General features: G+C 69.5%; 26 protein-coding genes. 12 read left to right on the top strand and 14 right to left on the bottom strand.

Features of this window, described 5'->3' with window-relative positions:
- Positions 1 to 5: 5 nt before the first annotated feature.
- The gene (locus tag WA675_RS05755) at positions 6 to 785 is read right to left on the bottom strand and encodes an NAD(P)H-dependent oxidoreductase (RefSeq protein ID WP_336082535.1); all 780 of its coding nucleotides are present in this window, start codon (positions 783 to 785) and stop codon (positions 6 to 8) included.
- A 123-nt stretch (positions 786 to 908) separates the two neighbouring features.
- On the opposite strand from WA675_RS05755, the gene WA675_RS05750 reads away from it, so the two are divergent.
- Genes WA675_RS05750 through WA675_RS05735 form a run of 4 tightly spaced genes read left to right on the top strand, consistent with a single transcriptional unit; the run spans position 909 to position 3,108 of the window.
- Complete coding sequence (locus WA675_RS05750) at positions 909 to 1,775, top strand: helix-turn-helix transcriptional regulator (RefSeq protein WP_442945563.1); 867 nt, start codon at positions 909 to 911, stop codon at positions 1,773 to 1,775.
- Between the two features lie 53 nt (positions 1,776 to 1,828).
- Positions 1,829 to 2,257: a fluoride efflux transporter CrcB gene (crcB, locus tag WA675_RS05745; protein WP_336082533.1), complete on the top strand. Its 429-nt coding sequence runs from the start codon at positions 1,829 to 1,831 to the stop codon at positions 2,255 to 2,257.
- Positions 2,254 to 2,619 carry a fluoride efflux transporter CrcB gene (gene crcB, locus WA675_RS05740; protein ID WP_336082531.1) on the top strand — a complete coding sequence of 122 codons (366 nt, stop codon included), beginning with the start codon at positions 2,254 to 2,256 and terminating at the stop codon, positions 2,617 to 2,619. Before crcB (WA675_RS05745) ends, crcB (WA675_RS05740) begins: the two co-directional genes overlap by 4 nt.
- A gap of 9 nt (positions 2,620 to 2,628) precedes the next feature.
- Positions 2,629 to 3,108, top strand: coding sequence for a universal stress protein (locus WA675_RS05735; RefSeq protein ID WP_336082529.1), 480 nt, complete (start codon positions 2,629 to 2,631; stop codon positions 3,106 to 3,108).
- 13 nt (positions 3,109 to 3,121) lie between these two features.
- Here WA675_RS05735 and WA675_RS05730 read toward each other — a convergent pair whose 3' ends face one another.
- Positions 3,122 to 3,712: a TetR/AcrR family transcriptional regulator gene (locus tag WA675_RS05730; protein ID WP_336082527.1), complete on the bottom strand. Its 591-nt coding sequence runs from the start codon at positions 3,710 to 3,712 to the stop codon at positions 3,122 to 3,124.
- 77 nt (positions 3,713 to 3,789) lie between these two features.
- On the opposite strand from WA675_RS05730, the gene WA675_RS05725 reads away from it, so the two are divergent.
- Both WA675_RS05725 and WA675_RS05720 read left to right on the top strand, forming a co-directional pair.
- Positions 3,790 to 5,109: a YhgE/Pip domain-containing protein gene (locus WA675_RS05725; RefSeq protein WP_336082526.1), complete on the top strand. Its 1,320-nt coding sequence runs from the start codon at positions 3,790 to 3,792 to the stop codon at positions 5,107 to 5,109.
- Positions 5,109 to 6,902 (top strand): AMP-dependent synthetase/ligase, encoded by a 1,794-nt coding sequence (locus WA675_RS05720; protein WP_336082525.1) that lies wholly within the window; start codon positions 5,109 to 5,111, stop codon positions 6,900 to 6,902. Before WA675_RS05725 ends, WA675_RS05720 begins: the two co-directional genes overlap by 1 nt.
- A gap of 10 nt (positions 6,903 to 6,912) precedes the next feature.
- On the opposite strand, the gene WA675_RS05715 is transcribed toward WA675_RS05720, so the two are convergent.
- The 4 genes from WA675_RS05715 to WA675_RS05700 all read right to left on the bottom strand — a co-directional run bounded on the left by WA675_RS05715 (position 6,913) and on the right by WA675_RS05700 (position 10,781).
- Positions 6,913 to 7,596: a type 1 glutamine amidotransferase domain-containing protein gene (locus WA675_RS05715; RefSeq protein ID WP_336082524.1), complete on the bottom strand. Its 684-nt coding sequence runs from the start codon at positions 7,594 to 7,596 to the stop codon at positions 6,913 to 6,915.
- A gap of 31 nt (positions 7,597 to 7,627) precedes the next feature.
- Positions 7,628 to 9,199, bottom strand: coding sequence for a succinic semialdehyde dehydrogenase (locus WA675_RS05710; protein ID WP_336082523.1), 1,572 nt, complete (start codon positions 9,197 to 9,199; stop codon positions 7,628 to 7,630).
- Positions 9,196 to 10,119, bottom strand: a complete 924-nt coding sequence (locus tag WA675_RS05705) for an acetoacetate decarboxylase family protein (RefSeq protein WP_336082521.1) — start codon at positions 10,117 to 10,119, stop codon at positions 9,196 to 9,198. Before WA675_RS05705 ends, WA675_RS05710 begins: the two co-directional genes overlap by 4 nt.
- An 83-nt stretch (positions 10,120 to 10,202) precedes the next feature.
- Complete coding sequence (locus WA675_RS05700; protein ID WP_336082519.1) at positions 10,203 to 10,781, bottom strand: TetR/AcrR family transcriptional regulator; 579 nt, start codon at positions 10,779 to 10,781, stop codon at positions 10,203 to 10,205.
- 61 nt (positions 10,782 to 10,842) lie between these two features.
- Between WA675_RS05700 and WA675_RS05695 the strand changes: the two genes are divergently transcribed.
- Positions 10,843 to 12,096: an NADH:flavin oxidoreductase/NADH oxidase family protein gene (locus WA675_RS05695; RefSeq protein ID WP_336082517.1), complete on the top strand. Its 1,254-nt coding sequence runs from the start codon at positions 10,843 to 10,845 to the stop codon at positions 12,094 to 12,096.
- Positions 12,097 to 12,103: 7 nt separating this feature from the next.
- On the opposite strand, the gene fdxA is transcribed toward WA675_RS05695, so the two are convergent.
- Both fdxA and WA675_RS05685 read right to left on the bottom strand, forming a co-directional pair.
- Positions 12,104 to 12,439, bottom strand: a complete 336-nt coding sequence (gene fdxA / locus WA675_RS05690; protein ID WP_336082515.1) for a ferredoxin — start codon at positions 12,437 to 12,439, stop codon at positions 12,104 to 12,106.
- Between the two features lie 108 nt (positions 12,440 to 12,547).
- Positions 12,548 to 13,687, bottom strand: a complete 1,140-nt coding sequence (locus tag WA675_RS05685; protein ID WP_336082514.1) for a helix-turn-helix domain-containing protein — start codon at positions 13,685 to 13,687, stop codon at positions 12,548 to 12,550.
- A gap of 145 nt (positions 13,688 to 13,832) precedes the next feature.
- On the opposite strand from WA675_RS05685, the gene WA675_RS05680 reads away from it, so the two are divergent.
- Both WA675_RS05680 and WA675_RS05675 read left to right on the top strand, forming a co-directional pair.
- The gene (locus WA675_RS05680) at positions 13,833 to 14,210 is read left to right on the top strand and encodes a nuclear transport factor 2 family protein (RefSeq protein ID WP_336082512.1); all 378 of its coding nucleotides are present in this window, start codon (positions 13,833 to 13,835) and stop codon (positions 14,208 to 14,210) included.
- A gap of 398 nt (positions 14,211 to 14,608) precedes the next feature.
- Positions 14,609 to 16,219, top strand: coding sequence for an FAD-binding protein (locus WA675_RS05675; protein ID WP_336082837.1), 1,611 nt, complete (start codon positions 14,609 to 14,611; stop codon positions 16,217 to 16,219).
- Between the two features lie 2 nt (positions 16,220 to 16,221).
- Here WA675_RS05675 and WA675_RS05670 read toward each other — a convergent pair whose 3' ends face one another.
- Both WA675_RS05670 and WA675_RS05665 read right to left on the bottom strand, forming a co-directional pair.
- Positions 16,222 to 17,340 (bottom strand): winged helix DNA-binding domain-containing protein, encoded by a 1,119-nt coding sequence (locus tag WA675_RS05670; protein WP_336082510.1) that lies wholly within the window; start codon positions 17,338 to 17,340, stop codon positions 16,222 to 16,224.
- Between the two features lie 56 nt (positions 17,341 to 17,396).
- A complete protein-coding gene (locus WA675_RS05665) occupies positions 17,397 to 18,953 on the bottom strand; it encodes an acyl-CoA carboxylase subunit beta (RefSeq protein ID WP_336082508.1) in 1,557 nt (518 codons plus the stop codon).
- Between the two features lie 167 nt (positions 18,954 to 19,120).
- Between WA675_RS05665 and WA675_RS05660 the strand changes: the two genes are divergently transcribed.
- Genes WA675_RS05660 through WA675_RS05650 form a run of 3 tightly spaced genes read left to right on the top strand, consistent with a single transcriptional unit; the run spans position 19,121 to position 21,574 of the window.
- Positions 19,121 to 19,921 (top strand): LLM class flavin-dependent oxidoreductase, encoded by an 801-nt coding sequence (locus WA675_RS05660; protein WP_336082507.1) that lies wholly within the window; start codon positions 19,121 to 19,123, stop codon positions 19,919 to 19,921.
- Between the two features lie 31 nt (positions 19,922 to 19,952).
- Entirely contained in the window at positions 19,953 to 21,188 is a 1,236-nt protein-coding gene (gene dinB / locus WA675_RS05655) for a DNA polymerase IV (protein WP_336082506.1), read from the top strand.
- 32 nt (positions 21,189 to 21,220) lie between these two features.
- Positions 21,221 to 21,574, top strand: coding sequence for a PLD nuclease N-terminal domain-containing protein (locus WA675_RS05650; RefSeq protein ID WP_336082504.1), 354 nt, complete (start codon positions 21,221 to 21,223; stop codon positions 21,572 to 21,574).
- Here the strand turns inward: WA675_RS05650 and WA675_RS05645 are convergent, their stop codons facing one another.
- The 4 genes from WA675_RS05645 to WA675_RS05630 are packed head-to-tail and all read right to left on the bottom strand — an operon-like array spanning position 21,575 to position 24,959.
- Positions 21,575 to 22,453: a phosphoribulokinase gene (locus WA675_RS05645; protein ID WP_336082502.1), complete on the bottom strand. Its 879-nt coding sequence runs from the start codon at positions 22,451 to 22,453 to the stop codon at positions 21,575 to 21,577.
- A gap of 10 nt (positions 22,454 to 22,463) precedes the next feature.
- Positions 22,464 to 23,543 (bottom strand): class 1 fructose-bisphosphatase, encoded by a 1,080-nt coding sequence (locus WA675_RS05640; protein ID WP_336082501.1) that lies wholly within the window; start codon positions 23,541 to 23,543, stop codon positions 22,464 to 22,466.
- Positions 23,528 to 24,547 (bottom strand): AAA family ATPase, encoded by a 1,020-nt coding sequence (locus tag WA675_RS05635; RefSeq protein ID WP_336082500.1) that lies wholly within the window; start codon positions 24,545 to 24,547, stop codon positions 23,528 to 23,530. Before WA675_RS05635 ends, WA675_RS05640 begins: the two co-directional genes overlap by 16 nt.
- Positions 24,537 to 24,959, bottom strand: coding sequence for a ribulose bisphosphate carboxylase small subunit (locus WA675_RS05630; RefSeq protein ID WP_336082499.1), 423 nt, complete (start codon positions 24,957 to 24,959; stop codon positions 24,537 to 24,539). The genes WA675_RS05635 and WA675_RS05630 overlap by 11 nt, the downstream gene beginning before the upstream one ends.
- Between the last annotated feature and the right edge of the window lie 5 nt (positions 24,960 to 24,964).

Here is a 24,964-nt window from a genome sequence, read left to right as displayed (position 1 = left end):
ACCGTTCACGCCCGCACATGCAGCCCGAAACCGGTGCGGCCCTCGGGTTCGAGTCCGGGTTTCAGCTGGAGCGACGGAATCGCGTAGTCGCCGAAGTTCTGCCGCCGGAACGGGATCGGCGCGGTCGAGTCCACCGTGCGCAGCCGTTCCCGCCACGCCGCGACCACCTCGGCGTGGCGGTCGGGGGTCATCCGGTCGGCGCCGTAGGTGACGAACGGCGGCAGCGACTCGATCCCCGGGTAATACAGGATGCCGTGCTGGATCGGGAACAGCAGATCCTCGATCGGCCCGTTGATCCCGCGCGCGGTGTAATGGTCACGCGGGCCGCCGATCGTCACCGACAGCAAGGCTTTGCGCCCGGCCAGGGTGCCCTCGCCGTAGCGTTCGCCGTAGCGGGTGGCGCTGTGCTCGCCGACACCGTAGGCGAAATGCGCGGTGAACACCCGATCCACCCAGCCCTTGAGAATGGCGGGCATCGAATACCACCACAGCGGGAACTGGAACACGATCAGTTGCGCCCACGCCAGCTTCTCCTGCTCGGCCGCCACATCCGCGCTCAACGTCCCGGCGTCGAAGGCCCGCGCCGAATCACCCACCACCCGCAGCGGATGCGAGGCGTGCGGGCCGTAATCACCGGCATCGACCACCGCTTTCCAATTCATCGCGTACAGGTCACTGACCCGCACCTCGTGCCCCGCGGCGGTCAAGGCCGACACCGCCACGTCGGTGAGCGAGCCGTTGAGCGAGTCCGGTTCGGGGTGGGCGTGCACGATCAGGGTTCTCATCACATCTCCTTCGGAACGACTGCCCTCGATCCTGGACGCGGCCAACGCCGCCGTTCAGGGACCGCACTTCCTGGGACCAGCAGGACCACCCTCGCCGCGCCACCGATGGCCATACTGGGGGACATGGACGATCTCGCGAACTTCCTGCGCACCCGGCGCTCCCGGGTGGACCCCGCCACCGTCGGCATCCCCGTCGACCGCCGCCGCCGCGTCGCCGGGCTGCGCCGCGAGGAGATCGCCCACCTGTCCGGGGTCAGCGCCGACTACTACGTGCGCCTGGAACAGGGACGCGCCACCCAGCCCTCCGAGCAGGTCCTCGACGCGCTGGCCCGCGTGCTCGCCCTCGACGAGACCGAACGCGACCACCTGCACCGCCTCGCCCACCAGCCCCGCCGCCGCACCACCGCCCCGGCCGCACGGCTGCGTCCCGAACTGCTGCGCGTACTGGACCTGGTCGGTGAGACCCCCGCGCTGATCATGAACCACCGTCTCGACGTGCTCGCGGGCAACCGCCTCGCGCACCTGCTCTACGGCACTCCCATCCCCGGCCTCAACACCGCCCGCCACCTGTTCCTCGAGGAGGCCGACCGCGGCCTCTACGCCGACTGGGAGACCTGCACCCTCGACGCTGTCGGCCACCTGCGCCTGGCCGCGGGCAAATACCCCGACGATCCGCGCCTGGCCGCGCTCATCGGCGAACTCGCCATGGGCAGCGACCGATTCCGGCGGCTATGGGCCCGCGCCGACGTGCGCGCCCGCACCCACGGCCGCAAAACCTACCGTCACCCACTGGTCGGGCCGCTCGAACTGCATCAGGAGAATTTCGCCCTGCCCGATGAATCCGGGCTGGAACTGATCGTGCTCGCCGCGACGCCCGGTACGCCCAGCGCCGACGGGCTACGCCTGTTGGCAGGGCTCGAGGACGACCGGTCGGTGCGCTATGCTCGTCCACGGCGATGGATCTCCGCCGAGACATCCGAGGATGTCTGAACCGCCTCACCCGAGGCTGATGGCTCCTTTTCCTCGAGGGAAGGAGTCTGTCCGTGGCCCCCCTGCACAGCCGCCTGTCCGCGATCGCGGCCGTGGCCGTCGGCGGCCTGCTCGGCACCCCGCTGCGCTACCTGTTCGGTGTCTGGTTCCCACACACCACCGGAACCTGGCCGACGGCGACCTTCGCGGTCAACATTCTCGGCGCGTTCACGCTCGGACTGCTGCTCGAGGCCCTGACCCGGCTCGGCCCCGACACCGGGACACGACAGCGGCTGCGCCTGTGTCTGGGCACCGGACTGCTCGGCTCGTTCACCACCTACAGCACCCTCGCCGTGGACACCACCCTGCTGGTGCGCGCCGACCAGCCCGGCCTCGCGCTCGCCTACAGCCTGGCCACCGTGGTCATCGGGCTGCTCACCACCATGGCCGGGATCGCCGTCGCCGCGCTCGTGCGGCCCCGCCCGGAGGTCGAGGCCCGATGACGCTGCTGTGGATCACCCTCGCGGGCAGTGCGGGGGCGGTGTGCCGGTTCGTGCTCGACGGCGCCATCCGGTCGCGGCGCGCCACCGAATTCCCGTGGGCGACCGTGCTCGTCAATGTGTCCGGGTCGCTGCTGCTGGGCTTCCTGACCGGGCTGGTGCTGTTCCACAGCGCGCCCGGCAGTCTCACCCAGATCGCGGGCACCGGCTTCTGTGGCGGCTACACCACCTTCAGCACCGCCAGCGTGGAAACCGTGCGGCTGCTGCAACGCGGCCGCTACCGGGCCGCCACCACCAACGCCCTGGGCACCCTGGCCGTCACCGTCGCCGCGGCCGGTCTCGGCCTGCTGCTGGCCCGACTCTGAGGAGGACACGTGCACACCGACCCGATCCGCGTCGACGGCCCCACCACCGCTCCGGCGCCCGCCACCCACCTGCTCGTCGGTTTCGACCGGCACCCCGCCGGGCAGGCCGCCCTCGCCTATGCCGTCGACCTGGGCCGCCGCCTGCACGCCTACGTGCACGCCGCCCACGCCATCGACATCGACGACCTCCCGATCGACCCCGACAGCCCCGACTTCGAAGACCGTGTCCGCGCCACTCTCGCCGAGGAACGCGACCAGGCCTGCGCGGTCCTCGCGGCGCTCCCCGGCAACTGGACCTATCACGGCGCCCCCGGCGACCCCACCGACCTGCTGCTGTCACTGGCCGAGACCCACAGCGTGGAAATGATCCTCCTCGGCGCTCCCCGCCACGGCATGATGTCGCTGCTGGAACGCCTCATGGGCGAATCCGTCGCCGCCCGCATGATCCACCACGCCCACCGCCCGGTCGTCCTCGTCCCGGCCCCCTGACGCGGCGCCGAGGTCAGCGGCGGGGGAGCAGGCCCTCGGTGAGGTGGGTGACCAGGTCGTCGACGAGTTGCTCGGGGGCGTAGTCGGCGGTGTAGCCGGAGCCGATGAAGGTGGCCAGGCCCTGTAGGGCGGCCAGGGCGGTGACGCCGAGGCGTTTCGGGTCGCCGGGGACGATCTCGCCCGCGGCTTGGCCCTCGGCGATCAGGGCGATGGGGATGGCGAAGGCGCGGTCGACGGCGGGCTGGATCTCGGTGCCGGTGGAGGTGTGCCTGCGGGCGAACATCAGCGGCAGCAGTTCGGGATTGTCGACGGCGAAACGCAGGTAGGTGCGCGCGACGGTCTGCAGGCGGGCGGTGATCGGGCCGTCGGTGGGGGCCTGTTCGAAACAGGCGCCCAGGCGGTGCAGTCCGGTGACCGCCAGCGCGTCCAGCAGTGCCTGCTTGTCACGGAAGTGGCGGCTGGGCGCGGCGTGACTGACCCCGGTGTCGCGGGCGAGCTGACGCAGCGACAGGCCGTCGACGCCCACCTCGCGCAGGGCGGACTCGGCCTGCGCCAGCAGGGCGGCGCGCAGGTCGCCGTGGTGGTACGGGGTGTGCAGGGCCATGGTGAGAGCAGGATATCCGACCACCCACAATGTTTGCATTGACTACTTTGTTGTCGCTGACTACATTGACCGGTGCCATGACAGACCACACCGCGCCCCCGCAGCCATCCCACCGCAGGCGCACCATGCCGCTGCGCGAATGGCTCGCCCCGATCACCCTGGTCACCGTGCTCGCGGCCCTGCTGGGCACCATGTACCTCGGCTACACCGCCGACCCCGAGAAACACCTGCACGACTTCCCGATCGCGCTGGTCAACCAGGACGTCGGCGACACCATCGCCGGCGCGCCCACCAACCTCGGCGACCAGATCGACGCCGCCCTGCGCGCGAACATCCCCGCCGACAAGATCGACCTGCGCCCCGTCGGCATGAACGAAGCCCAGCGCCAGCTGCGCAACGGCGAGGTCTACGGCGCCCTCGTCATCCCCGGCGACTTCACCAAACGCGTCGCCATCCTCGGCGCCGCCGCAGTCGTCCCCGGCGAAGTCGAACAGCCGATCATCTCCGTGCTCACCAACCCGCGCGCAGGCACCCTCGCCGCCCAGATCATGCAGACCGTCGCCGACCAGGCCATGACCCAGGTCAACGCCACCGTCGGCACCCAGCTCACCGACCAGGTCCGCGCCGCCCTCGGCGACACCCCGATCAGCGGCGCCGCGCAACGCCAGCTCGCCACCCCGATCGACATCGTCGTCACCGCCCACCACCCCCTGCCCGACGGCACCGGGCAGGGCCTGGCCGCCTTTTTCTACACCCTGGTCCTGCTCATCGTCGGCTTCAGCGGCGCCATGATGATCAACTCCCTCGTCGACGCCTCGCTCGGCTTCGTCCCCGCCGAATACGGCCCCTGGCACAAGAACACCGCCCGCGCCCCGATCAGCCGCTGGCACACCCTGCTCATCAAGTGGGGCATCGCCGCGATCAGCGCACCCCTGGCCTCCGCCGTGTTTCTCGGCGTCGGCGCCCTGCTCGACATGTCCCTGGAACGGCCGCTGCTGCTGTTCCTCTACGGCACCCTGGCCATCACCGCCATCGCGGTCACCGGCCTGTCGGTCATGGCCGCCTTCGGCACCGCGGGCCTGATGATCAACCTCGTCGTGTTCGTCGTGCTGGGCATCCCGTCCTCCTCGGGCACCATCCCGCTCGAAGCCACCCCCCGCTGGATCGCCGACATGGCCGCCGTCGAACCCATGCATCAGATCTATCTGGCCGTGCGCGCCATCCTGTTCTTCGACGGCCACACCGAAGCCGGACTCGGCCGCGGCCTGGCAATGACCCTCGCCGGTCTCGCCGTCGGCGTGTTCCTCGGCGCCGTCGCCACCCACATCTATGATCGGCGCGGCCTGTACCGCCTCGGCATCGACCACCGACTGACCACCCCCGTGGAAGGGCACTGATGCGACAGTTCGAAAGCCCGGCTTCCTACACGATCCCCGAGCACGCCAACAACTCCGACAGCGTGTTCCGGTACGCCGAGCACACCCCGGACCTCGTGCTGTTCAACGTCCGCGACGACCGCGGCGCCTACCGCGATGTCACCGCCGCCGAATTCGCGGCCACCGTCACCGCCGTCGCCAAGGGCCTGCTCGCCTCCGGGCTCGAACCCGGTGACCGGATCGCCATCATGGCCCCCACCCGCTACGAGTGGATCGTGCTCGACCACGCCATCTGGGCCTGCGGCGGCTGCACGGTCGCCATCTACGACAGCTCCGCCGCCGAACAGGCCAAGTGGATCCTGCAGGACTCCGGCACCGAGCTGCTGATCGTCGACAGCGACAAACACCGCCGCGTCATCGACGAAATCGACACCGCCGCCCTGCCCGCCCTGCGCGAAGTCCTCCAGATCGACCAGGGCGCCCTCGCCGAACTCACCGCCCGCGGCGCCGATCTCGACGACCAGGCCATACACACCCGCCGCGCCCAGGTCACCGCCACCACCCCCGCCACCCTGATCTACACCTCCGGCACCACCGGGCGCCCCAAGGGCGTGCAGCTCACCCACGCCAACCTCTACGCCGAATCCAAGTCCGATCGGATCGCCCTGCACGAGTTCGTCACCGCCGACAACAAGACGCTGATGTTCCTGCCGCTGGCACACGTGTTCGCGCGCGCGGTCACCCTCGCCGCGCTCGACGCCAAGGTCATCGTCGCGTTCAGCTCCGACTGGTCCACTCTCGTCGACCAATTCGGCAGCTACCGGCCGCATTTCATCCTCGCCGTGCCACGCGTGTTCGAGAAGGTGTTCCAGGGCGCCAAGAAGAAAGCCCACGCGAGCGGCAAGGGCAAGATCTTCGACCTGGCCACCGATACCGCCATCGCCTGGAGCATCGCCCAGGACACCGGCGGCCCCGGCCTGCTGCTGCGCGCCAAGCACGCGGTCTTCGATCGGCTCGTCTACGGCACCCTGCGCGCCGCCCTCGGCGGACGCTGCACCGCCGCCGTCTCCGGCGGCGGCCCGCTCAGCGCCGAACTCGCCCACTTCTTCCGCGGGATCGGTGTCACCATCTACGAGGGCTACGGCCTCACCGAAACCACCGCCGCCATCACCGTCAACACCCCCGACGCCGTCCGCGTCGGCACCGTCGGGCGCCCGATCGAAGGCAACGCGATCAAGATCGCCGACGACGGCGAACTGCTGCTGCGCGGCTCGGTCGTCTTCGACGGCTACTGGCACAACCCCGAAGCCACCGCGGACGCCCTCGCCGACGGCTGGTTCCGGACCGGCGACCTCGGCCGCATCGACCGCGACGGCTATCTCACCATCACCGGCCGCAAGAAAGAGATCATCGTGACCGCGGGCGGCAAGAACGTCTCCCCGGGCCCCCTCGAAGACGCCCTGCGCGCACACCCACTGATCAGCCAGGCGATGGTCGTCGGCGACGGCAAACCCTTCGTCGCGGCCCTGCTCACCCTCGACCCCGAGGCCCTGCCGGACTGGGCCCGCGCCAACGGCCTGCCCGCCGACACCCCCATCGACACCCTCCTGGCCGACCCGCGCCTCACCGCCGAGATCGACGCCGCCGTCGCCGACACCAACACACTGGTCTCCCACGCCGAAGGCATCAAGAAGACCCGCGTCCTGCCCGTCGACTGGACCGAGGCCACCGGCGAACTCACCCCGAAACAGTCACTCAAACGCGCGACCGTCCTGCGGAAGTTCGCCGACGACGTCGACGCCCTCTACCGCTGAACCCGGCCGGTCACAGGAGCGCGGCGACCTTCTTCGCCGTCTCCTTGGCCGAGCCGGGATTCTGGCCCGTCACCAGATTCCCGTCGACCACCGCATACGACACGAACGGCACCTTCGCCTTCTCGTACAGCGCGCCACGCGCCTTCACCTCGGCCTCGGCGTTGTACGGCACCAGCTTGTCCACCCGGGCCAGCTTCTCCTCCTGCCACGCGAACCCGGTCATCCGGCGCCCCGCCACCAGATACGACCCATCCGACAACGTCGTATTCAGCAGACCGCAATACCCGTGGCACACCGAGGACACGATCCCGCCGCGCTCGAAGATCTCCCGCGTGATCCGCTGCAACCCGACACTGTCGGGAAAGTCGTACATCACCGCATGACCACCGGTGAAATAGATCGCGTCGAAATCCGCCGCATCGATAGCGTCGGGCGCGGCCGTCGACTCCAGCAACGCCATCCGCGCCGGATCGGCCCGCCACGCCTTCGCCGTCTTGTCATAGGACGGGAACTTCAGCGACCGCGGCTCCAGCGGAGACCGGCCACCGGCCGGACTGACCAGTGTCTGCTCGAAACCGTGCTCCGCGAACACCTCCCACGCATGGGTCAGCTCCGACAACCACAACCCGGTCGGATGCGACGGATCGTCGTAATGACCGACATTGGTCACGACATTCAGCACACGCTTGGTCATTGCTGCGACTCCTCGTTGTCGGGACGGAACCTCATCGAGCACCCACCACCCGCAGCGTCCTCAGCGCCACGGTCAGAATCCGCGACCACCGAGCATGGCTCATCCCGGACGGCGGGCCGAACCCCCGCAGCCGCTGGTGGGCGACGGTCTGCACCTCGGTGTACTTCAGTATCCCCTCGGCACCATGACGGCGACCCACCCCCGAATCGCCCATCCCGCCCATCGGCGCGTCCACACTGCCCCACGCGGCCGCGAACGCCTCGTTCACATTCACCGTCCCCGCATGCAAGCGCGCCGCCACCGCCCGCCCCCGCGCACCACTGCGCGACCACACACTGGCATTGAGACCGTACGGCGTGGCATTGGCCATCGCGATCGCCTCCGCCACCTCGCGATAGGGGTAGATCGACACCACCGGACCGAACGTCTCCTGCGCGAACACCGCCATGTCCGGTGTGACATCGGCCAGAATCGTCGGCTCGTGGAACAACGGGCCCAGATCCGGCCGCGCCACCCCACCCGCCAGCACGGTCGCCCCCTTGCTCACCGCGTCGGCGAGATGCGCGGTCACCGTCTCGAGCTGCGCGGGCGTGGTCAACGACCCCACATCCACCGAGAAATCGAACGCCGCCCCCACCCGCAATGCCCGCGTGCGCGCCACGAACGCCGCGACGAACTCCGCCCGGATCTCCTCGGCCACATACAACCGCTCGATCGACACACACAACTGCCCCGCCGACGGGAAGCACGCCGCCACCGCGCCCTCGGCCGCCTTCGCGATATCGGCATCGGGCAGCACCACCATCGCGTTCTTCCCGCCGAGCTCCAAGCTCGCCCCGATCAACCGCTCCCCGGCCGCGCGCGCGATCCGGCGACCACTCGCCGTGGACCCGGTGAACATCACATAGTCCGCCCCCGCCAGCAACCCGTCACCGATCGAACTCCCACGACCGACCACCATCTGCCACACCTCGGCGGGCAACCCCGCCTCAAGCATCAGATCCAGCGCCCACAACGCCGTCAGCGCCGTCTGCGTATCCGGCTTCTGCACCACCGCATTACCCGCCAGCAACGCCGGAATCGCGTCACCGGCCGCCATGCTCAGCGGATAGTTCCACGGCGAGATCACCGTGACCACACCCTTGGGATGCCGCAACTCCGTGGTGTGGGTCAACACCGGAATCGCGCCCCGGCGCCGCTTCGGCGCGAGCAGACCGACGACAGCGCGTGCGTAATAGCGTGCGGTGACAGCGATATCGGTGACCTCGAGAAACGCGTCGCGGCGGGTCTTGCCGTTCTCGGCCTGCATCAGATCCAGCGCCTCGTCCTGCCGGGCCAGCACCAGGTCGTGGAAACGCAACAGAATCCGTGCCCGCTCCCGCACCGGCACCGCGGCCCAGCGCGCCTGCGCCGCCCGGGCCCGCGCGAACGCCTCCTCGACATCGGCGGGCGTGGACACCGGCAGCTCGGCCAGCGGCTCACCCGTATACGGCGCGGTGGTGACCGTGCGCGGCGCGTCCGGCGCGGCCACGACGGCCGCCGTCAAGCGATCCAGCAGCGCCGGGGTGAGGGTGGCGGGCAGGGGAGTAGCGGTGCGGGTCATGCGCGCACCCCGCTCGGCATCGAGGTCGGGACCGGCATGTGCAGGGCGTTCTGGCCCTCGGTCATCACATCGAACTGCACCACCCGCATCGGGCGCAGCGACCGGATGTCCTCGGCGACCCGGCCCGCGCCCAGCGTCAGATCCACTCCGCGCGGCAGACGCGTCGTCCCGGCGGACAGGATATTGGTCTGGCTCAGCGTCGAATGCCAGGCGCCGCCGATCGTCGTGTACGAGGTGAGACTCGAGACCCGCTCACCGGTGGCGTGCACCCGCTGACGCGGCGTGCGCGCGGACAACGCCACATCGGTGCCCCCGTCGGCGTCGGCGACGTGTGCCGAGACGCACTCGGTGTCGATATCGACATCCAGCGTGGTCACCCACTTCGGGAAGCCGTAGCCGTCGTGCCCGCGAACCTGCGCGATATCGGTGCTGACCGGCAGCGACAGCACATAGGAGTGCAGATGGTCGTTGCCCAGTCCGGCGAGCAGGTCGACCACGCCGCGTCCACCATGCCGCGCGGGGCGCACCGCGATACCGACCGCGGCCTCGGTATAGAAGTCGATATCGCAGACGTCGTACCGGAAGAACATCACCGAGACCAGGCCGAGGCCGGGTGCGGGCTCGAGCGGCGCCAGCTCGCGGGGCAGCCGGGCGCGGATGGCCCGCAGGGGAGCCAGCATCGTCAGCCGGGCGGTCGAGATGCGGTAGTAGAAGTTCGGGGTGAGTGTCGACCCGATGGGGGAGTCGACCCGCGCCTTGGGCAGCTGCCGGAAGAAGTCGACGCTGCTGACGCGGGGGTCGCGGGCGATCGCGTCGAGATCGGGATCCATCCGGTACCGGTCGTAGAGGCCGCCTTTCGGGACCGCGACCGAACGGCCGCCCAGCTCGACGGTGACCTCGGTGGGGGTGGTCGGCGCCATGCAGAACTCCTCGGTGTTGACAGTGCTTACATCGGTCAGGTTAAGTCCCGATGTAAGCACTGTCAACACTCGATGGGAATTCCCTACTGCGCCCCCACCGAGAGGATCGCGGCGAAGGCGGCCCGCACCCGATCCGCCACCTCCGCATCCGAATCCGCGGCCAGCTTGCCGTCCAGATGCAGGAACGCCAGCCCATGCGCCAGCGCCCACCCCGCCGACGCCAGCGCCTCGGTATCGATGCCCGGGAAGACCTGCCCCATCGCGAATCGCAGCAGGTCGTGGATATCGGCCGCCGCCCGGACCCGGTCCTCGTCGCCCTCATCGCACGGGTTACCGAACATCAGGCGGAACAGCGCCGGGCGGTGCAGCGCGAATTCGACGTAGGCGACCGCGAAATCGCCGAGATCGGCCGCCGACGACGGCAGCTCGCGTCCGTCGAGGAGGTCGGCCTTCAGGTCCCGCAGGCCCTGCGCGGCCAGGGCCGACTCCAGCGCGTCGCGATCGGCGAAGTGTCGGTAGGGCGCGGTGGGGGAGACCCCGGCCTCCCGGGCGATGGCGCGCAAGGAGAACGGTTCCCCAGCTTCGAGCATGCGCATCGCCGTCGCCAGGAGCGAGGCTCGCAGATCGCCGTGATGGTAACCACTCTTCCCCGAAGTTGACACCGCTAACATCCCTTTCTAGGCTTATGTGAGCAACGTAAACATACCGCATTCAGGAGCCGCGATGCCATCCGCCGTGCCCGTCACCACCTCACCGATCTTCCAGCCGTTCACCCTCCCCAACGGCGCCGAGCTCCCCAACCGGCTCGCCAAAGCCGCCATGGAGGAGAACATGGCCGCCACCGGGCAACTCCCCGGCACGTCCCTGCTCCGGCTCTACCGCCGCTGGAGCGAGGGCGGCGTCGGCCTGATCGTCACCGGCAACGTCATGGTCCACGCCGAGGCACTCACCGGGCCGGGCGGCATCGTCCTGGACGCACACTCCCCGCTGGCACCGTTCCAGGAGTGGGCACGCGCCGCCAAGAGCGGAGGCGCCCGGGTCTGGATGCAGATCAACCACCCCGGCCGCCAGGTCCGCGCGGACATGCCCGGCGTCACCTGGGGCCCCTCGGCGATCCGGGTCGACCTCGGCAAGAACAGCAAACGATTCGCCGAACCGGTCGCGATGACCGCCGAGCAGATCGAGCAGACCGTCGACCGATTCGCCGTCACAGCCCGCCGCGCCGAAGAAGCCGGATTCGACGGCGTCGAGATCCACGCCGCCCACGGCTACCTGCTCTCCCAGTTCCTCTCGCCACTCACCAACCAGCGCACCGACCGCTGGGGCGGCTCCCTGGACAACCGGGCCCGCCTGCTGCTCGACATCGTCCGCGCCGTCCGCGCCACGGTCGCCCCGACCTTCGCCGTCGCGGTCAAGATCAACTCGGCCGACTTCCAGCGCGGCGGCTTCGACGCCGACGACGCGGCCCACGTCATCGCGCTACTCGCCCCGCTCGGTGTCGACGTCGTCGAACTCTCCGGCGGCAGCTACGAGGCCCCCGCCATGACCGGCCAGGCCGGTGACGAACGCTCCCGGGCCCGCGAAGCCTACTTCCTCACCCTCGCCGAGGATCTGGCCGCCAACAGCCCACTGCCCCTGATGCTCACCGGCGGCGTCACCCGCCGCCCCGTCGCCGAAGAGGTCCTGGCGGGCGGCATCGATCTCGTCGGCATGGGCAGCGCCCTGGCCGTCGACCCCGACCTCCCGAACCAGTGGCGCCACAACGCCACCGCGAAAGTCACCCTGACCCCCGTGAACATCGCCGACAAAGCCATCGCCTCCGCCGCGAGCATGGCCCGCATCCGCCGCCAACTCCGCCGCCTCGGCGCAGGCCGCCGCACCCGCCCCAACCTCGAGCCCAAACTCGCCCTCGCGATCGAGACGGCCCTCCAATCCCTGGCCCGGCGCCGCTATCGAACCTGGCTGGAAGCCCGCTGAACCGGTCTCACGGCTGATACCGCTGCACGTACTCCGTGTCGACCCCGACCACCCCCACGGACGCCGCGCTCCCCGGCTGCCCGAGCGCGGTCGCGCGCCCCGGCAGCGGCTCGGCGAAGAACCGCGCGTTCTCCGCGATGAACTGTTCCTGCCCGGCGGGCAGGTCGTCCTCGTAGTAGATCGCCTCCACCGGGCACACCGGCTCGCACGCACCGCAGTCGATGCACTCGTCGGGCTGGATGTAGGCCATCCGGTTGCCTTCGAAGATGCAGTCGATCGGGCACTCGTCGACACAGGCCCGATCCAGCACGTCCACACACGCGGCACCGATCACGAACGTCACAACGGCCTCCTCCGACATTCCGCCCCGGCAACCGGGTTCACTCCCGATCCTCCTGCGCGCCAGCCCTGCCGGGTAGAGGTCCACCACGTATCACCCCATCAGCGCGCCTTATGGATGCCACCGTCGCGAAGGTCCGGGGATCGGCGGCCGGAGCAACCACACCTGCAGCGCCAGATACAGCGTGGCCGCCTCCGCCGGGACCGCGAACGCCCACCCGGTGAGCCGCTCGATCCGTTTGAGCCGGTGCAACACCGTGTTCCGGTGCAGGTGCAGGCGGGCCCCGACCGCCGAGGTCGAACCGCCGAGCTCGAACCAGGCCAGGGCCGTCTGCGCGAGCGCTGCCGCGTCCGCGGCCGGAAGCTCGCCGAACGCGGCCAGCGCGTCCGCGAAGACATCCGCGGCCAGCTCCGGGTTCGCCGCGATCAGCACCCGCACCGAGGACGTCCCGTACCGGTGGATTCCCCCGTCCGCCGGGCCGAGGCAGCCGAACGCCAGGCGAGCCTGCGTGAGCGCGGCCGCTGCGGCGGCGAGATCGGTGAAGGGCCTACTGGCACCGCCCCGCTCCGCGACGGCAGCGAGCGCGCGATCGAGCAGGGTGGGGGAGTCCGCCGCGACGAGGGTCACCGGCCCGTCGGTGAGCAGGGTAGCGATGGAACGCACACCGGGCACCGTCAGCCGAACCTCGCCGAACACGACCACGAACGTGGCGCGCGCGGGCAGGCGCATCCGGGCGCCCACGGTCGCGCGCTGCGCCGCGGGCAGCGCAGGATCGAGCAGTGCTCGTAGCAACCGCTGTACCGGCTGCTCGTTCCCGACGACGACCACCCGCCGGTACTCCTCGGCGGCCCGCACCGAATACTCGTCGATCGTCGCCCACACCCGCGTGGACAGCCGGGCAAGGGTCGACTGGTCGTCGGCATCGGCCCGGTCGACGATGACCTCCCAGAACGCCATGCCCGCCACCCGAAACGCGTGCAGCAAACTGTCGAGCGGAATGTCACGCTCGGCCTTGAGGCGCCCGGCGCGGCGAGCGGGCTCGAGCGAATACGGCACACCCGCGAGGGCATCGACCAGGGCCGCGAGGCTATCGGCGACCAGTTCGGCCAGCTCGTCGCGGGTCAATGCCGCGGCACCGTAGTCGGCGTCATCGTGATTGATCCGGGCGGTCACCAACTCCGAGACCGCCGCCAGATCCGACCGCAAGGCCCGCAACAGGCGTGGACCGGCGATCCGGGTGTCCTGGGTCACCGGCCCCAAGGTAGCAGTCGTTGTGCCGGTGCCCAACGGCGTTCACCGAACTCGCGGCACCCGCCCCTCGCCACCGCGGGATCACCTCGGCGACACTGGGTTTCCCCGGTCACCGGAGACCGGCCAACGATCGGAGTCCGCCCTCATGACCACCGCCACCCGGGACCTGTTCGAGCGCTACCACGCCTGCTGGGCCGCCCGCGACCCGGACCGTATCGTCGAACTCCACACCGTCGACTCCCTGTTCCACCTGCACTCCGGCCAGGAACCGGCCCGCGGCCGCGACGCGATCCGCCAGGCCGCCGCCCAGCTCCTTGCCCTCGTCCCGGACTTGACCTTCCACCAGATCTCCCTGCGTGTCGGTGACGACTTCTGGGTCGTGCAGTGGCAGCTCACCGGCACCGCGGTCACCGGCAACGCCGTCCTCGTCGACCTGGCGGACTACGTCCTGACCGAGAACGGCGCAGTCAAGGAAAAGCACTCCTATGTCGACGGAGTCGCGATGCAGGCCGCCATGAGCTGACGGCGACGCGGCTCACGAGCACGCGGTCCGGGTCGGCAACAACCCGGACCGTCGTCGTGCGGATTGGCTATGCGTGATTTCATCACGTGACGTTAATGGCCGTCATAGAGGGGGAGTAAGACGAGGGGCGTCAGCCGATCCCAATACCGCCCCGAGGGAGTTCCCATCCCGCGCAGCATCTGGGGGCCGCCATCCATGACTGAATCCACACTCCTCGAATTGGAGTGCGCACATGATCGGAACACCCCCGACCAGACGCCTCGGCTAGAACGCCGATAATGCACATTATGTCAACTAAGCGCCGTAGGGTCATCCCCCGAAGCGCTACCGCCGACGATATTTCTAGAACACGTTATAGTCGGATAAGCGGTGGCAACGGGGCTTCCGTGTGGAAGGTGGTGCGAGTGCGGGCCTGGGACGATGAAGCCGATGTCGTGGTGGTCGGATACGGCGGGGCGGGAGTTTCGGCGGCGCTGGCCGCGCGTGAGAGCGGCGCGGATGTCCTCGCGGTGGATCGGTATCTGGGCGGCGGGGCCACTGTGCTGTCGGGCGGGATCGTGTATGCCGGTGGCGGGACCTGGGTGCAGCGCGCGGCCGGGATCGACGACGATATCGAGAACATGTTCGCCTACCTCCAGGCCGAGGTAGGCGACGCGGTGAGCCCGGCGACGCTGCGGCGGTTCTGCGAGCAGTCCCCTGCCATGATCGACTGGCTGACCGAACACGGTGTGCCGTTCGAGGCATCGGTATGCCCGTATAAGACCTCCTACCCCACCGACGACTACTACCTCTACTACTCGGGCAGCGAGAACTCCGGTGGTTACCGCGAGATCGCGGCGCCGCGCCAGCGGGGACATCGCGCGCACGGTCGTGGCGTCTCCGGCAAGGCGCTGTTCGGGCCGCTGGCGAAATCGGCGGCCGCGCACGGGGTCCGGGTGCGGACCGGGACCAGGACGACCCGGCTCGTGCTCGAGGGCGGCCAGGTGACCGGCATCGAGGCGGTGACGCTCGACGGAGCGCCCGCATGGGTGCGCAAGCGCTTCGCCGCGCTGGCCCGGATCTCGTCGAAACCCGGTGTCTACCACCAGGGTCTGCGCCGCGCGGTGCAGGCGCTGCTGGACCGGATCGAACGCGCGCACGGTGTCCCGATCCGGATCAAGGCCCGCTCCGGTGTCGTGCTGACGACCGGCGGATTCATCGCCAACGGGGCGATGGTCGCCCAGCACTCCCCTGCCTACCCGTGGTCGCGGGGACTCCCCCTCGGCACGGCCGCCGACGACGGCAGCGGCATCACCATGGCCCTGGACATCGGCGCGGTCAGCGGCAAGATGGACGCGATGTCGACGTGGCGGTTCATCGCCCCGCCCAGCGCGTTCTTCGGGGCGCTCGCGGTGACCGCCGAGGGCGACCGCATGATCGACGAGTCGCGCTACGGTGCGGCACTGGGCGCTGCCATCGCCGCGGCTCCCGGCCACCGCGCGTGGCTGCTGGTCGACGCGGAACTGGGCGCCGAAGCGCGCGCGCAACTCGGTGGACAGTCGGTGTGGTTCCAGCGCATGCAGACCGAGCGTCTGCTGCGCCTCGGCAGCGTGCGGGGCCGCACGATCGAGGAGGTCGCCACGCGTGCCGGGGTCGATCCCGCCGGTCTGCGCGCGACGGTCGACGCGCACAATCACGCCATCGAGCGCGACTCCCCCGATCCGCTGGGTAAGCCGGACGATCTCCGTCGCCCGGTCCGTACGGGCCCGTTCACCCTGCTGGATATCTCGTTCACCGCGCGTCTCACCTACCCGATGCCGATGCTCACGCTCGGTGGCCTGCTGGTCGACGAGGACACCGGCGCGGTCCGGGCCGAGGTGGGCGGGGTCGTTCCCGGTCTGTACGCGGCGGGACGCGCGGCGGTGGGCGTCTGCTCGAACGGCTATGTCAGCGGGCTGTCGCTGGCCGATTGCGTGTTCTCCGGTCGTCGTGCGGGCGCGCACAGTGTCCGGGAGGCTCAGCGTCGCTGAGTTCAGGCGAGGCGACCGGTGAGCCCGGGGGCCCCGGTCGCGACAGCCAGCCGTTCCACGGCGGCGGCCAGGGCGCGTTTCGGCAGCGGACGCGCGTCGAAGGTCGAGACGACGATCTCGGTGTCGACCTGTTCCCAGGTGCCCGCGATGCGTCCGTCGACGAGGACCAGCGGCGAGATCCAACCGGCGGCGCGGCTGACTTTCGCGCGGTGTTCGGTGGGTAGCAGTGCGGTGTCGCCGGTGCCGGGGCCCAGCACGTACTGGTCGAACGGGCCGAGCAGGTGGATGGCTCCGTCGAGGGTGGCGGCGGCGAGGTCGTCGGCGTGTTCGGCGCGGATCCAGCCGGTGGTGCCGTCGACGGAGACTTCGGTGAGGGTGTCGCCGAGGTCGGCGAACCAGCGGCGCACCACGGTCTTTCGCAGGTTGTTGCGGCTGAGCCAGGCGTCGAAGGTATCGGGTTTCGCGGGTCCGTAGGCGCCGAGGTAGGCGGCGATCAGGGTGGGTGCGGCGGTGTCGGGGTCGGGCAGGCCGGTCCAGCCGGGGATCTGGTTGGCGGGGGCGGTGAAGGTGATCTTGGTGCCGCGGGCGGGGCCGTGGCACAGGGCGCCCTGCCAGGCCAGGGGTTTGAGGACCGCGCCCCAGCCGGAACGCAATTGCGCACCGAGGTGGGCGAATCCGGGTTCGGCCAGGACGGCGTCGACGAGTTCGTCGCGGGTGAGGACCTGCTCGGCGAGGATCTCGGAGACGGCGGTCACGAGCGCGCTGATCTGGTCGGGGGTCGCGCCGAAGGTCTTCTGCCAGGACGGTTTCTCCCAGGTGCGCGCCGAACCGATCAGGGACAGTGCGGCGGCGGCGTGCTCGGGTGTCATGGCGTGCAGGGTGCCGCGCATGGCCCAGGTCTTGACCAGGGTGCCGCTGGTGAGCGCGGCGGTGACGGCCTCGGGCTGGGGGTCGCTGCCGCGCACGGCGGCGGCGGTTTCGGCGGCGGAGGCGACCTGGGCTTGCAGGCCCGCGAGCCGCTCGGCGATCGCGACCGGTCCCGCCGCGGTGGGGGCGGTGAGGAATTGCCTGTGTGCCCGCCAGGCGAAGACCTGGTCCCAGCCGACCTCGAGCACGCCCACTCCCCTGGTTTCCGTTGTCCGCCACCGCGGCAGACCGGTGTCACCTTACCGGGTGCTCACATCGAGTAGAGGCTGTGTTTGCGCGGGTTGAACTCCTGGGAGATGGGGTGTTTGTCGCGCAGCAGGCGCAGGGCGTGCCGGATCTCGAGGCGGGTGCGGGAGGGTTCGATGACGGCGTCGATGTAACCGCGTTCGGCGGCGACCCAGGGGGTGGCGACGGTTTCGTTGTACTGGTTGATCATGAAGTCGCGGGCGGCGGCGCGGTGTTCTTCGGGGACGGCCAGCAGTTGGCGTTTGCCGATGAGGTCGACGGCGCTCTCGGCGCCGATAACGGCGATGCGGGCGGTGGGCCAGGCGAAGCTGATGTCGGCGCCGAGCTGTTTGCAGGCCATCATGCCGTAGGCACCGCCGTAGGACTTGCGCACGACGAGGTTGATGATCGGCACGGTGGCTTCGATGATCGCGCGGGGGACGCGGCCGCCGCGGATGATCACGCCGTTGTTCTCCTCCTCGACGCCGGGTAGCACGCCGGGGGTGTCGGCGACGAAGACGAGGGGGATGTTGAAGGCGTCGCAGAGCCGGATGAAGTAGGTGGATTTGTCGGAGCAGGCGGCGTCGATGGAGCCGCCGAGGACCAGGGGCTGGTTGGCGACGACGCCGACGGTGCGGCCGTCGACGCGGGCGAAGCCGGTGATGAGGTTGGGGGCGAAGGCGGCGCGGATCTCGTGGAATTCGCCGTCGTCGAAGATGCGCAGCAGGATCTCGTGCATGTCGTAGCCGCTGCGGTCGGAGTCGGGGATGATGCGGTCGAGTTCGCGGTCGCTGGCGGTGATCTCGGGTTCGAGGCCGGGGTTGACCAGGGGTGGTTGTTCCAGGCAGCTCGAGGGCAGGTAGCCGAGGTAGGTGCGGGCCCAGTCGAAGGCTTGCTGTTCGGTGTCGGTGACGTGGTGGATGACGCCGCGGCGGGCTTGTACGTCGGCGCCGCCGAGGTCTTCGGCGCTGACGTCTTCGCCGGTGACGGCTTTGATGACGTCGGGTCCGGTGACGAACATGTAGGCGTTGGTGGTGCCGACGAGGACGTCGGTATTGATAGGCCCGTAGACCGCGCCCGCGGCGCATTTGCCGAGCATGATCGAGACCTGGGGGACGTAGCCGGAGAGTTTGGCCTGCACGCGGCTCATATGCCCGAACCAGGCGATGGAGGCGACGGCGTCCTGGATGCGGGCGCCGCCGGAGTCGTTGATGGTGACGACGGGGCAGGCCTTCTCGAAGGCGAACTGGAGTGCTTTGGTGAGTTTGCGGCCGAACATCTCGCCGACGGATCCGCCGTAGACGGTTTGGTCGTGGGCGATGACGACGACGGGTCGTCCTTCGATGAGGCCGTGTCCGGTGACGACGCCGTCGCCGTACATGGCGTCGGTTTTGCCGGGTTGTTTGGCCAGGGCGCCGATTTCGAAGAAGGTGCCGGGATCGAGCAGGGTCGTGACGCGCGAGCGAACGCTGGGGATGTTCTTCTTGGCACGTTTGGCGACGGCGGATTCCCCGGCGGGTTCGGCGGCCACCTCCAGGATCTTGGTGAGTTCTTCGAGTTTGTCCTGGGTACTACTGACCACGCCGTCAACCTTTCCAACCGTGCTGTCTGCGTGGCTGACGTTAGAGCGTGCGGCCGGGTGGTGGGGTGTGGTGCGGGAGATCTTGGACAGGTCACAGTCGGCGGTGCCGTCCTGTCAGGTTTACGACATGGTGATGAGTTCGCGGTGGTGGCGTCGTCGTTATCCCTATGGTGAAGCCGTTTCGTTTCGGGGTGGTCGCGCCGTTGAGATCGGAGATTCCGGCGTGGCGTGATCAGGTGTGCCGCCTCGCCGATCTCGGCTATTCGACGGTGCTGATACCGGATGTGCCACGCCTGCAACCGGCGCCGGGGCCGATGGTGGCGACGGCGGCGGCACTGACCGGTCTGCGGGTGGGTACCTGGGTGTATGCCTCGCCGCTGCGGCCTGCCTGGATGACGGCGTGGGAGGCGCATACGTTGTCGGTGTTGTCGGAGGGTCGTTTCGAGTTCGGGATCGGTACCGGCAGGCCGGGTATCGAGGACGAGGTCGCCGCGCTGGGTTTGCCGGTGGTCGCGCCGGGTGAGCGGCTGGCGCAGGTGCGTGCGACGGTCACCGCGCTGCGCGAGCTCGACGGCGCCGAGCGGCGTACGCCGGTGGTGATGGCGGTGCGGGGGCCGCGGGCGTGCGCGCTGGCGGCGGAGGTCGCCGATACGGTGACGTTCGCGCAGCGTCCGGAGGAGTCGCGGGCCGAGATCGCCCGGCTGGCGCTGGAATTCCGGTCCGGGGGTCAGGAGCTGGCCCAGCATGTGCCGATCGTCGGAGGGACGGTCGCGCCGTTCATGGCCCCGCCGACGACCGATGTGGCCGCGCTGCCGGTGGATTCGCTGGCGGTGCTTGCGGCGGATCCGGTGGCAGCGGTCGAGGAGATCCGGCGGCGGCGCGAGGAGATCGGGTTCTCCTATTTCGTGGTCGGCGCGCATGTCGCCGAGGCGTTCGCGCCGGTGGTCGCCGAGCTGGCCGGTCGGTAGCGGGCTACTTGTCGGACATCGATGCGAACATATGTTCGTGTCCGATGCCGTGCTCCCCCGTCGTCCGCGTATCCGGTCTCGTGCCGAGGCGTCGATCCTGCATGCCGATCTGGATTCGTTCTATGCCTCGGTGGAGCAGCGGGATCAGCCGTGGTTGCGGGGCAAGCCGGTGATCGTGGGTGGCGGGGTGGTGCTGGCGGCCAGTTACGAGGCCAAGGCGTTCGGTGTCCGGACGCCGATGAACGCCGGTCAGGCGTTGCGGTTGTGTCCGCACGCGATCGTGGTGCCGCCGCGGATGTCGGCGTACGCGCAGGCCAGCAAGGCGGTGTTCGCGGTGTTCGGGGACACCACGCCGGTGGTGGAGGGCATCTCGATCGATGAGGCGTTCCTGGATGTGGGTGGTCTGCGCCGGATCAGTGGGGAGCCGGTGGAGATCGCGCAGCGGTTGCGGACCAGGGTCCGGGAGCAGGTGGGGTTGCCGATCTCGGTCGGGATCGCGCGCACGAAGTTCCTGGCGAAGGTGGCCTCGGCGGTGGCCAAACCGGACGGGGTGCGGTTGGTGGAGCCCGATCGTGAGCTGGAGTTCCTGCATCCGCTGCCGGTGGAGCGATTATGGGGTGTGGGTGCGGTGACGGCGGCCACGCTGCACGGCGAGGGGATCACCCGGGTCGGGCAGCTCGCGCAGGCGGGTGAGGCGCAGTTGCGGGTGCTGCTGGGGCCCGCGGCGGCGCGGCACCTGTTCGCGCTGGCGTGGGCGCGGGATCCCCGGCGGGTGGAGACCGGCAAGCGGCGCCGGTCGATCGGCGCGCAGCGGGCGCTGGGGCGGCGGGCGCGGGAGCCCGAGGAGATCGCGGCGTTTCTGGACGGGCTGACCGATCGTCTGGGCCGCCGGTTGCGGGCGGCGGAGCGGGTGTGCCGCACGGTGGTGCTGCGGTTGCGTTTCGACGATTTCTCGCGGGCCACCCGGTCGCACACGCTGGTCGAGGCCACCGATTCCTCGGCGACCATCCGGCAGGCCGCGCGGCTGCTGCTGGATGCGGCGCGGCCGATGATCGCCGAGCGTGGCATCACGCTGATCGGGTTGTCGCTGACCAATCTCGACGACGCCGACACCATGCAGCTGACGTTGCCGCTGGCCCCGCGCGCCGAGAACACTCTCGATGCCACCCTGGACGATCTGCGTCGCCGGTTCGGGTCGTCGGCGGTGACGCGGGCGGCGTTGCTGAACTCGGGTGAGGGTTTGTCGGTGCCGTTGCTGCCGGACTGACCGGCCGGTGCGGGGCATGCGATGATGCTGCGATGCATTATGCCGTCATCGGCTTTCTGACTCTTGCCCTGTGGGTGTACTGCCTGGTCGATATCGTCACCAGTCCCGACGCGGGGATCCGTCATCTCCCGAAGATGGGGTGGCTGATCGTGGTGGTGCTGATCCCGACCGTGGGCGCGCTGCTGTGGTTGTTCGCGGGGCGGCCGGTGGGCGAGGCGCGCCCGGTGTCGAACACCCGGTTCGGGGAGTACGACCGGCCGGGTCGCGCGGTCGCGTCGAATCCCGACGACGACGAGGCGTTCCTGCGGGGGTTGCGGGAGCGGGCCGAGCAGCAGCGCCGGGAGGCGCGGCGTCAGCAGGCCGAGCGCGAGCAGGACGAGGCCTGATCAGAGCAGCCGCTGGGGGCGTTTGTCCATCAGGCGCAGGATCAGCGGGGTGAAGATGAGCTGCATGGCCAGTTCCATCTTGCCGCCGGGGACCACGATGCAGTTGGTGCGGGACATGAACGAGTCGTGCAGCATCGACAGCAGGTACGGGAAGTCGATGACTTTCGGGTCGGCGAAGCGGATCACCACGAAGCTCTCGTCGGCGGTGGGGATGCTGCGGGCGATGAACGGGTTGGAGGTGTCGACGGTGGGCACCCGCTGGAAGTTGACGTAGGTGCGGGAGAACTGCGGGCAGATGTATTTCACGTAGTCGGGCATGCGCCGCAGGATGGTGTCGATGACGGCTTCGCTGGAGTAGCCGCGGTGGGTCTTGTCCCGGTAGACCTTCTGGATCCATTCGAGGTTGATGATGGGCACGACGCCGACCAGCAGGTCGGTGTAGCGGGCGACGTCGATGCTGTCGGTGACGGCGGCGCCGTGCAGGCCTTCGTAGAACAGCAGGTCGCTGCCGGGGGTGAGGTCTTCCCAGGGGGTGAAGGTGCCCGCGGGCTGGCCGTAGGGTTTGGCTTCCTCGTCGTCGTGGAGGTAGCGGCGGACCTGCCCGACGCCGGTCTCGCCGTATTCGCGGAACAGGGTTTCCAGTTCCGGGAGCAGGTTGGCGTCTTCGCCGAAGTGCGAGAACGTGGTGTTGCGTTGCTGTTCGGCTTCGGCCATGGCCAGTTTCATCTCGGTGCGGTCGTAGCGGTGGAACGAATCGCCTTCCACGACGGCGGCGTTGATCCCTTCGCGCCGGAAGATCTCCTCGAAGGTGCGGGTCACGCTGGAGGTGCCCGCGCCGGAGGACCCGGTGATCGCGACGACGGGATGTTTGATCGACATGGGGCCTCCCCTATTTGCGCTGGTCGTGGCGGGCGGGCCGGAACAGCGACCGGCTGCCGAACAGTGAGCTGTCGAAGCTGGGCCCTTCGTCGGGGGCGCGGTGGTAGCGCTCGATGCGCAGCACTTCGGTGCGGGAGCCGAAGATGAACGGCACCCGCTGGTGGATGTCGGTGGGTGGCACGAGCATCATCCGGTCGTGGCCGGTGGTGGCGGCGCCGCCTGCCTGTTCGACGATGAACGCGATCGGGTTGGCCCCGTACAGCAGCGAAACCCGCCCGGGGCGGGCGGGGTTGCGGGTGTCGCGGGGGTAGAGGTAGACGCCGCCGCGGGTGAGGATGTGGAAGGTGTCGGCGACGAGCGAGGCCACCCAGCGCATGTTGAAGTCGCGTCCGCGTGGCCCGTCGAGGCCTTCCAGACATTCCTGTACGTAGCGGCGGACGGGTCGTTCCCAGAAGCGTTCGTTGGCGGCGTTGATGGCGAAGCCCGCGGTGTCGGTGGGGATGCGCATGTGCGGGTGGGTGAGGACGAACGCGCCGATCTCGCGGTCGAGGGTGAACCCGTCGACGCCGCTGCCAGTGGTGATCACCAGCATGGTCGCCGGGCCGTAGAGGGTGAATCCGGCGCACACCTGCTGGACGCCGGGTTGCAGGAAGTCCTGGTCGGCGGCGCCGTCGGGGACTTCGCGGGGTGCGCGCAGGATGCTGAAGATCGAGCCGACGGGCAGGTTGACGTCGATATTGCTCGACCCGTCCAGGGCGTCGTAGGCGAGCAGGTATTTGCCGCGGTGTTCGGTGGCGGGGATGGGCAGGGCGTGTGGGCGGCGTTCGGAGAGCAGCCCGGACAGGTGCCCGGTCCATTGGGTCTGGCCGACCATGATCTCGTCGGTCAGCACGTCCAGGCGGCTGCTGACCGATTCCTGGTCCTCGCCGCGGCCGGAGCCGACGATGGCGCCGCGGGTCACCTGGTTGGCGATGATCTTGGTCGCGGTGGCCACCACATTGACCAGGGCCGAGAATTCGCCGGAGGAGCCGGGATGACGGTGTTCCTCCTCGATCGTGTAGCGGGTGAGGGTTTTCAGTCCGTCGGGCATGGCGCGGCGTTCACCTCCTGGCCGAGGTCGGTGAACACGCTGCTGCCGTAGACGTCGCGGTCGCACAGGGTGATCAGGTCGGTTTTCGACAGTGGCCGGGCCGCTTCGACGAGCCGTTTGGCCTGCCGTAGGCGGCAGCGGTCGATGGCGTTGCGCACGCTGCGAGCGTTGGAGAAGCGCGGTTTGGTCATGCGCACGGTCAGGTATTCGGCGAACGCGGCGTGCGCGTCGGCGTCGAAGCGGAAGTTCTCCCCCGCCACCATGAGTTCGGCGATGCCCAGGAGTTCGTCGTGGGTGTAGTCGCTGAATTCGAGGTGGTGGGCGACCCGGGAGGACAGGCCGGGGTTGGCGGAGAAGAACCGGTCCATGCGGTCGGGGTATCCGGCGAAGATGACGACCAGGTTCGCGCGTTCGTTCTCCATCTCCTGGAGCAGGATCTCGATGACTTCCTGCCCGTAGTCGCGTTCGTTCTCGGGCCGGAACAGGTAGTAGGCCTCGTCGATGAACAGCACTCCGCCCGCGGCCTTGGCGATGGCTTCCTTGGTCTTGGGCGCGGTGTGGCCGATGAACTGGCCGACCAGGTCGTCGCGGGTGACGGTGTGTACCTTGGGTTTACGGATGTAGCCCAGGGCGTGCAGCATCTGCGCCATCCGCATGGCCACGGTGGTCTTGCCGGTGCCGGGGCCGCCGGTGAAGCTCATGTGCATGGTCGGGCGGGAGGATTCCAGGCCGAAGCGGCGCCGGGCCCGGTCGATCATGAGCAGCGCGGCGATCTCGCGGACTCGTTCCTTCACGTTGGCCAGGCCGATGAGTTCGGCGTCGAGCGCGGCCAGTGTCTCGGCGACGTCGTGGCCTGCCAGGTCCAGGGACAGGTCCAACAGCGCGTCCTCGTTCAGCGGTTCCTCGGTCGCGGCCTGCTCGAGGGCCGGGGGCCGCGACGGCCGGACGTCGGTGACGCCCGGCCGTACCAACCGGAATCCGCCCGCGGATCCCTCAGCCGCCATACCGGTGTCCCTGCGGACGATCGGTGGCGTAGGACCGCACGCTGTAGTTCTGGCGGCGGTCGGCGGCCTCGGTGCGGACCAGTTCGAAACCGGGTTCCTCGGCGGGGCGTTGCACCAGGAAACTCAGCGCGGTGGTCTGTTTGGTGTAGGTCGCGTCGTAGGCGGTGACCCGCACGTAGTGGCGGGGGAAGGTGGCGCGGCAGGCGTTGATCTCGGCCATCACCCCGTCGGGTTCGTCGAGGTCGAACAGCGGCAGCCCCCACATCTCCCAGTAGGTGTTGCGTGGGTGCGGGTCGTCGGTGTATTCGATCGAGACCGGCCAGCCGTTGAGCAGGGCGTAGCGGACCTGGGCGGCGATCTCGGGGTCGGTGAGTTCGGGCAGATACGAGAACGTCCCGTGGCGCAGATACATCGGGT

The organism is Nocardia sp. SSK8, assembly GCF_037034205.1.
GTDB lineage: Bacteria > Actinomycetota > Actinomycetes > Mycobacteriales > Mycobacteriaceae > Nocardia.
This window is presented reverse-complemented; position numbering and strand designations above follow the sequence as displayed.